This window comes from Haloferax profundi (genome assembly GCF_001469865.1).
GTDB classification, from domain to species: domain Archaea; phylum Halobacteriota; class Halobacteria; order Halobacteriales; family Haloferacaceae; genus Haloferax; species Haloferax profundi.
Map to the genome: position 1 here is coordinate 1 of NZ_LOPV01000217.1, position 8332 is coordinate 8332.

Sequence of the window (8332 nt, forward strand, 5' to 3'; positions counted from 1 at the left end):
CGGTATCGTGGTCGTTCTCACTGCCCGTCGCGCTGAAAAACTCGAAGCACTCGCAGATACCATCGAATCGAACGGCGGTACGGCGCTCGTCGTTCCGGCAGACATGACCGAAGAAGACGACCTCAGGTCACTGGTCGAAACTGTCACCGACGAGTTGGGCAGAATCGACATTCTGGTCAACAACGCCGGGTTCGGTCTCTACGGCAGCGTCGAAGAGACACCGATGGAAGACGCCCGCTACCAGTTCGAGGTCAACATGTTCGGTCTCGCCCACCTCACACAACTCGTTCTCCCCACGATGCGTGAACGAGGATACGGGAAGATTATCAACATCAGTAGCATGGGCGGGGAAGTTTGGACGCCGATGGGCGCGTGGTATCACGCGACGAAACACGCACTCGAAGGATGGAGCGACTGTTTACGCTACGAGGTTGCCCCACACGGCATCGACGTGGTCGTCATCGAGCCCGGCTCCATCAAGACCGAATGGAGCAGCATCGTGGTCGATGGATTGCTCGAACGGAGCGGAAGCGGCCCCTACGCCGAGATGGCCACCGAATTAGCCGAGACGACCCGAGAAGCCGCCAGTGACGGGTCCGACCCACAGGTCGTCGCGAACGCCATTCGGAAGGCCGTCCGCGCGCGCAACCCCAACGCTCGATACGCTATCGGCCAGTACGCAAAGCCGCTCATCGCTGCCCGGAGGTTTGGTGGGGACCGCGTCTACGACCGTGTCGTCGACTTCATGGTCTGAGACAGTGCATCACCCAAGTCGACGCGGTCCGGTCGCGTCGAGCGTCGCCGCGTAGAGTGTGACCGCCGGAAGAACCGTCTCCACGGGACCGTGACGGAACTGTTCGGCGAGGCCCTGTACTCCCTCGATTTCCTCGTCAGACATCCCGACGTCGCGGAGGTCGGCGGGACTGAGCCGAGGCGTATACGCTAACGCAGACGCGTGTTCTGCGGCGTTCGACCACGAGGAGACACACGCGGCCTCGAACGCCGTCGACTCGAGGACCGATTCGAGGTCGTTCCACATCGTTTCGAGGAGCGGTGGCCACTGGGCGAGACTCCGGTAGATGGTCGGCAGTCCGGAGTCGAACCCGTGTACGTCTTGGATGGACGCGACCGTCTCGGCGAGCGAATCGGGAACGTCCTCGAACGGCGTCATCGTCACCGACAACCCAGACTCCCTGTCCATCTCGGGGAACGGTGCGGTCGCCTCCCAGTCTTCGGCGGGTGACTCGCCTACTGGTTCGTCGGAGAGAGCCCGGTCGAGCGTCTCGAAGAGGAAGGCAAGCCGGGGTATCACCGTGTCGAGCGTGGCGAGTTGCCCGCGTGCTTCACGGAACTCCGCCGGCGAGAGGCCGACAGTGGTCGGGTCGTAGTGCGGGAGTGTCCGGTCTTCTTCGAGGACGGTGAGCACCGTATCCCGATACTCCACTTCGTATCGGGCGAACGCTCGCGTCTCGAACGCCGGTTTGAGTTGCCCCCACGCGTAGCGCAGGAACGTCGGTTGGTTCGCCATGAGCGTCCGAAAGAACCAGTTGACGACTGGTGCCCGGAACGTGGTCTTGATGTCGTCGTAGAGTCCGCGTTGCCACCCGGTCGCTGCCGACTCGTACACCTGTTTACTCGCGTCGATAGTCATGGTATACTGTTGCACAGTCGGCGTGGTGATAGGCGTTCTGTCGACGTGTGTGCCGACTGCACTCCGTCAGACGGCCTCGTCTGGACCGCTCTGCTCGTGTGCCGCGTCGGATACCGTCTCGTCTACTCGATGCCGTCGAATCGGAATTCGGACGACAGCGTCGGTGCCGCCTTCGGGACGGTGCTCGAACGACACGTCACCTCGCAGTTGGTCGGCACCCCACGTGACCAACCAGAGACCCAGTCCGCTCCCGTGCTGGAGCGGTGTCTCTCCATCTGCTTCGATAGCCGCGAGTTCGCTCTGGGCGATGCCTGGCCCGTCGTCGACGATGTGGAGTTCCAGCACGCCGTCTTCGGCGCTCCCAGAGATGGTGACGACTGGTTCGGCAGCGTCGGTGTGCTCGACGCCGTTTTCGAGGAGTTCGACGACTATCGACTCGAAGAGCGGTGGACAGACTACGTCGCCACTGGGGAGCGAGTCGAACCGGATGGTCGCCTCCGGATAGTCCGACTCGACAGTCGCCGTCGCGTTCTGTATCTGGATGGTTGCGGGCGAATTTCTCGCCTCGTCTATCTCGCCATCTGCGTCACGGAGTTCCCCTAGTTTCCGTGCCTTCTCGCTGATGTTGACGAGGATGTTCGCGTGCGTCCGGACCACGTCGGCGTGCGAACGTGCAGCGTCGATATCTCCCTCTTCCAGGTCGTCGAAGACGAGTCCCGTGTAGCCCTCGAGGAGGTTCGCCTCGGTTCGAAGGTTGTGCCGAAGGACACGGTTCATCACTTCGAGTTGTTGGAGGTTGTGACGCTTGTCGGTCACGTCACGGAGGATGACGGCGTGGCCGATGGTCCGGCCCTGCGTGTCGGTGAAGTCGCTCGTGAAGAGTTCGTAGTACCGCTGACTGTTGTCGAACGAGACGGTCTGCGGCCCCCGTTCCGCGCGAAGTGGGGAGAATTCGGGGACGATGTCGCCGACGGTTCGACCCTTGAGTCGCTCGACGTGGTGTTCGAACAGTGCCTGTGCTGCTTCGTTCAGGTCGGTCACACGCCACTTCGTGTCTGTCACGAGCATCGCGTCGGTCATCGTCTGGACGACTCGGTCACGGGCCATCCATCGCGGGACGGGACGCGATTCGAGGAGGTCGTATCTGTTGAGAGCGACGGCACAGGCGAGGCCTGCGAACGTGAACGAGGCTGGCGTCATGTCGAACGACGCTCCTTCGAGTTCGAGGAGCGTCGTCGCGAAGTTCCCGAGGACGGGCATCAGTGCGCCGACGACCAGCGTGACGGCCTGCAGCCGGTAGATGGTCGGCATGTCGAACGCGGTTCGGACGAGAATCGTCGCGCCGGCAAGCCACAGCAGGTAGCCGTACCCGAGCATCACCCAGTAGAGCGGCCCCCACTCGGTTTGGAGAATCGTGATGCTCCCGTTCGCGGCCGGGTCGGCGGTGACCGACGTCCACATGAGGTGGTGGGCCGGGTTGGTCCACACAGCGACGAAGGCGACCATCGGCAGGAACGAGGCGGCGAGAATCGACGGCATGGACGTGTACCGGTCCCGCCCGGAGTAGTTCGACGCGAAGACGAACCACGCGACGGGTGCCGCGAGGACGCCCGCCCACTCGAGGTTCGCGACCAGAAGTTTGGTCGAGAGGTCGGTGGCGACGAGTTCGACGAAGTACCCGAACGACCACCACCCGCTGGCGAGTGAGAGCACGCTCAGTGCAACTGCACCGGGCGTCGAGCGTCGTCGCCACGCGTACGCCGCGACGCCCAGACTGACGAACGCAGCGACGGCAGTCAACCCGAGCGCGAACGCGACGAACGAGACGGGATGAGACGAGATGGCACCGGCCGATGCCGTCGCTGGTGGCACCGATATCTCGGCCGCGGTCCCCGAAATCGTGCTCACGGAGGGGTATTTCTACCCAAGTGACAAAAGCGTATGTTGGAATCTAGACGACGAAGACGGGCACCCCCGAGGCGACGAACGCCACACCGCCGGTCATCAAGACCCCTTCTCCATCTCGAAGCGTGCAGAGGCGTTCGACCGACCAGTTCGACTCGGTGAGTGAGTAGGTAATCCACGTCGAGTAGACGAGTGCGGGCGTGAGTGCCGACGGTGCCCACCACGGGATGTACCCGACGACTGCGGCGGCGACGACGATGGCCAGTGAAATCACTTCCAGTGCGTACAGCACGTATTGGGTGCGTCGGACGCCGATGGCCGTCGGGAGCGTCTCGACGCCGTTCTCTGCGTCACCGTGTACGTCGCGGACGTTGTGGACTTCGACCGAAACCGCCGACCGAAGGAAGAACCAGAGCGCGGCGACGGCAGCACCGGCGAGGTGGCCGGACCTGTCGACTGCGACGGCGATGGGGACGAACGCGACGGGAACCGCCCACGCGAGCGACACGACAGTCGTGTTGACGAGGAAGACGTCTTTGAGACGTTTGACCGAGTCGCTCGGGAGGAGCGGGAAACTGTAGACGGCGGCGATGGCACCGGGGAACACCACCAGGGCGAGTCCCGACAGGCCCCCGAAGTGGATGGCGAGCGCTACGGCACCGACGATGGCGATACCGGAGAGTGTCGCGTACACGCGAGGGAACGCCGAGACGAACGCGGTCCGTTCGGCGTAGTTCGCGGCGTCGGCTTCCACGTCCGCGAGTTTGTCCAGGTTGTAGACGCCGATGGTCGCGAGGAGTCCGACGAGGAGGGCGACGTTCGCGCCGACTCCTGCGAACGACGACGCGACGTACACCTCCCCGATGGTCGCTAGCCCGAGGAACAGCGAACTGTGGACGACAGCAGCGTACACTCGTTTTGGAATGGGTTGCATGGCGTCTACAGTGGGAACCTGATACGGGTTAGAGTTCACCTCGACACACCCCGAACGTGTTCGTGGTGATGCTCATTCTCCTCGCTCGCGTAGGTCACACATATGGAGACGAAGACTATCGATACCCCGACAGAGACGCCGCAGGCGACGACGACAATCGAAGCACGGTTCACTGGACACGTTCGGACTGCACTCGGGACGCACCGACTGGAGTACACGTTCGAAGGCGACACGCTCCGCGAGTTTCTGGAGGCGTTCTTCGACGAGTACGACGTTCGCGACCTGGTGATGGCACGACGAGAAGCGGACGCGACGACTCGCGGGTGGGTGAAAGCAGAGTCGCTCCCGGGGACGTGGCGGAAGAATCCGGAGGGGGACCAGACCCGCGCCTACGCGCGAGTGTTGGTGAACGGCGTGTTCAACGAGAGTCTGGCGGGGTTGGACACGGAACTCCAAGACGGTGACCGTGTGGCGCTCGTGTATCCCTTCTTGTTCTGTCTCTGATTTGTCTTCTTTTCGTGGACGCGTCGTACTTCCCTGCGGGCTAGGTTTAGGACCGTCCGAGAACTATCTGTGGTATGTCGACATCCACCGAAACACCGGGCCGCGAACGCGGTCCAGACGAGGTATTCTGTCGGAACTGTGGTGCGGTCATCGACGAGAAGGCAGAGATATGTCCGTCCTGTGGCGTTCGACAGCGTCCGCCGCCGAAGTCGTCGGTCGATTCCGCCGTCGACTCGCTCTTAGAGGGTGGAAACCCGTTCGTCGCGGCCCTGCTCTCGGCGCTCTTCCCCGGACTGGGGCAGATATACAACCGCGAACTCGAACGTGGACTCGTCTTCATCATCGCCACTATCGTCGCGGCCATCTCGACGCTCGTGTTCGTTGGGTTCATCCTCTTCCCAGCGGTGTGGCTCTACGCCATATACGACGCGTACACGAGAGCGGAACTCCGCGCCGAGGCCCTCCGCGCCGAAGAACACGCACACGAAGTTCCCGTCGCCGACGTCGTCGAAACCGCCAAAGCGGAAGCGACCGAGTCCGAATGGGAACCGGAGGATACCGAACCAATCAGAGTCGAAACGGAGTCCACCGAGACGACAGAAGACGTGACAGAGATGGACGCAGAGGCCGAAGCGGACGCCGAAGCTGAATCGGAAGCGGATACCGATGCAGAAACAGACACTGAGTCCGAAACAGACGCAGACGAGTCCGACGAATCGGTCGAAACAGAAGACGAGCCCTCGTCCTGAGAGTTCACCGACCCTGCCGACTCCGGTTCACTGAGGCAGTCTGTTCTACTCTGCCGAGGGGTCTGGTTCGTCGTCCCAGTTCGGGGGCAAGAGTGGGTCGGGGTCCTCGTGGACGAACTCGACACCCTTCTGTGGGTCGAGTGGGTGGACCTTGGTCCGCATCGTCTCGCCCTGTCTAAGGAGCGAGAACAGTCTGTCCGTCTCGGCGAGGCGGTAGTACAACGGGAGACAGACGGCGACTTCGTCTTCCGTGGCGCGAACGACGAGCGTCAGGTAGACGAGTCCACCTTCGACTGCGCGGAACGCCTCGTACTCGTCGAAGGTCACACCCTCGACAGCGGATTCGACGTCCGGGTAGATGTCGTCGCCGACGATGACGTCGAGGCCGACGTGGTCGACGACTTCGTCGCCCGTTCCGGGGACGGGAACCACGTCGCCGGGGACGGCGACGACGACGTGCCAGTCGCGTTCTCGGTACTCGTCTGCGACTGCTTCGCACTCTTCGACGACCGTTTCCCAGGTGTTCGACGACTCGGAGAGCGGATGTTCTTCCATGCGGCATGGTGTCGGAGTGCGCTACCTAAACCTTCGCTTTGCTGTCGCGTGTCGCACGGTGGGTAGCGACACGTCGCCACAGCGTCTCGATTTTTACGATTCGACGAGTGAATCGTGCACTAATTCGTACTGTCGGTGTTGGCAATAATTAAAAAGTTATATCATCACATGCAGGTCACTGTCAAGCAATGACGAATCTGCTCTCTCTTTCGGACCTCCGGACGCAGTTCGCGACTGACCGTGGCCGCGTCAAAGCAGTCGACGGTCTCGACCTCACCGTCCGTGAAGGGGAGACGGTCGGTCTGGTCGGCGAATCGGGGTCCGGAAAGAGTGTGACGGCCCTCTCGACGATGGGACTCATCGACGACCCCGGTGAAATCGTCTCGGGTAGCGTCGAACTGGAGAGCGCGCACCTCGCAGACGAGTTCCGCGCGCAGTACAAGAATCCCGAGTTCGTCGATGGCGACGTCATCGACCTCGTACAGGCACCCGAAGAGGCCCTTCGCGCCGTCCGCGGCAGCGAAATCGGGATGATCTTCCAGGACCCGATGACCTCGCTGAACCCGTCGCTGACGGTCGGCGAGCAAGTCGCAGAGAGTCTGCGACTCCACCAGTACGGTGGTCGACGGAAGGACTCGTGGTTCAACGCGGTCCGAGAACTGCTCCCCCGAATCAGCCGAGATATCGACGACGAGGTGGTCGAACGGACTATCGACGTGCTCGAATCGGTCGGTATCCCCGAACCCGGTGCGCGCGTGGACGAGTACCCCCACGAGTTCTCCGGCGGGATGCGCCAACGTGTCCTCATCGCAATCGCGCTCGCGTGTCAACCACGGATGCTCGTCGCCGACGAACCGACGACGGCACTCGACGTGACCATCCAGGCACAGATTCTCGACCTCATCGACGACCTCCAGGAGGACCTCGGGATGTCGGTGCTCATGATCACCCACGACCTCGGCGTCGTCGCCGAGACCTGTGACCGCGTCGCGGTCATGTACGCGGGTGAAATCGTCGAAGAAGGACCGGTCGACGAGATATTCCACAACCCGTCGCACCCGTACACGTACACACTCCTCGAATCGCTCCCGAGCGAGGAAAAAGAGCGCCTGACTCCCATCGAGGGGAACGTCCCGGACCTCATCGACATGCCCGAAGGGTGCCACTTCGCGCCGCGGTGTCCGTGGGCCAAACCCGAGTGTACCGCTGGCGAGATTCCGTACAAGCAACACGGTCCCGAGGCAGTCGACCACCGGTCGAAGTGTGTCCTCGACGACTTCGACACCGACGAGTACGGTACCGAGGCGATGGTGGCGAAGGAAACGTCGGAACCGTCGGACACCCCACTGCTCGAAGTGGACGGTCTCCAGAAGTACTACCAGCAGGGTGAGGGCTTCTTGGACCGCGTCCTCGGCGCGGACCAACAGAGCGTCAAAGCCGTCGACGGAATCGACTTCACCGTCTTCGAGGGCGAGACGCTCGGTCTGGTCGGCGAGTCCGGGTGTGGGAAGTCTACCGCGGGCCGAAGTCTGCTCCACTTGACCGAACCGACCGACGGACGCGTCGTCTTCGCGGGGACGGACCTCTCGGACCTCGACAGCGACGAACTCCGGAAGACACGGCGCGACATGCAGATGATTTTCCAGGACCCGCTGTCGTCGCTCGACCCACGGATGACCGTCGGTCAGACCATCCGAGAACCGCTCAAAGTCCACGAGTTACCGGCGTCGGACCCCGACGTTCGCGGTGAGGTCGAAACCGATATCTCGGGCATCGACCCCACCCGCGTCACGGTCACCGCCAGCGACGAAATCGACGCCATCGTCGGGTCGTCCGACGGTGTCGCCACGGCACACGTCTCTGTCACTGTCGAAGGGTCGGAAGTCGACGTGTCCGTCGAAGAACGACTCAGAGTCGACGTAGAAGTCGAACGCGACGGCGACACGGTATCGGCAGTCGACGTGACCGTCTCGCCGGGCGAGTCCGACCGTGAACGCCAGCGTCGCCGCGTCCACCAACTGTTAGACGCCGTCG

General features: G+C 62.7%; 8 protein-coding genes. 4 read left to right on the forward strand and 4 right to left on the reverse strand.

Annotated features, from left to right (window positions below):
• Positions 1-754 (forward strand): oxidoreductase (locus AUR66_RS10970; RefSeq protein WP_058572458.1); only part of this gene is annotated, 754 nt, incomplete at its 5' end.
• A gap of 9 nt (positions 755-763) precedes the next feature.
• On the opposite strand, the gene AUR66_RS10975 is transcribed toward AUR66_RS10970, so the two are convergent.
• The 3 genes from AUR66_RS10975 to AUR66_RS10985 all read right to left on the reverse strand — a co-directional run bounded on the left by AUR66_RS10975 (position 764) and on the right by AUR66_RS10985 (position 4490).
• Positions 764-1651 carry a halocarboxylic acid dehydrogenase DehI family protein gene (locus AUR66_RS10975; protein WP_231727841.1) on the reverse strand — a complete coding sequence of 296 codons (888 nt, stop codon included), beginning with the start codon at positions 1649-1651 and terminating at the stop codon, positions 764-766.
• Positions 1652-1717: 66 nt separating this feature from the next.
• A complete protein-coding gene (locus AUR66_RS10980; RefSeq protein WP_394326258.1) occupies positions 1718-3493 on the reverse strand; it encodes a histidine kinase N-terminal 7TM domain-containing protein in 1776 nt (591 codons plus the stop codon).
• Between the two features lie 109 nt (positions 3494-3602).
• Positions 3603-4490: a UbiA family prenyltransferase gene (locus tag AUR66_RS10985; protein WP_058572459.1), complete on the reverse strand. Its 888-nt coding sequence runs from the start codon at positions 4488-4490 to the stop codon at positions 3603-3605.
• Positions 4491-4592: 102 nt separating this feature from the next.
• On the opposite strand from AUR66_RS10985, the gene AUR66_RS10990 reads away from it, so the two are divergent.
• Positions 4593-4994, forward strand: a complete 402-nt coding sequence (locus AUR66_RS10990) for a MoaD/ThiS family protein (RefSeq protein ID WP_058572460.1) — start codon at positions 4593-4595, stop codon at positions 4992-4994.
• A 74-nt stretch (positions 4995-5068) separates the two neighbouring features.
• Positions 5069-5743: a zinc ribbon domain-containing protein gene (locus AUR66_RS23260; protein ID WP_394326257.1), complete on the forward strand. Its 675-nt coding sequence runs from the start codon at positions 5069-5071 to the stop codon at positions 5741-5743.
• Between the two features lie 45 nt (positions 5744-5788).
• Here the strand turns inward: AUR66_RS23260 and AUR66_RS11000 are convergent, their stop codons facing one another.
• Positions 5789-6298, reverse strand: a complete 510-nt coding sequence (locus AUR66_RS11000; RefSeq protein ID WP_058572461.1) for a DUF7529 family protein — start codon at positions 6296-6298, stop codon at positions 5789-5791.
• Positions 6299-6486: 188 nt separating this feature from the next.
• Here AUR66_RS11000 and AUR66_RS11005 point away from each other — a divergent pair.
• The coding region (locus AUR66_RS11005; protein WP_058572462.1) for an oligopeptide/dipeptide ABC transporter ATP-binding protein at positions 6487-8332 on the forward strand (1846 nt) is incomplete at its 3' end.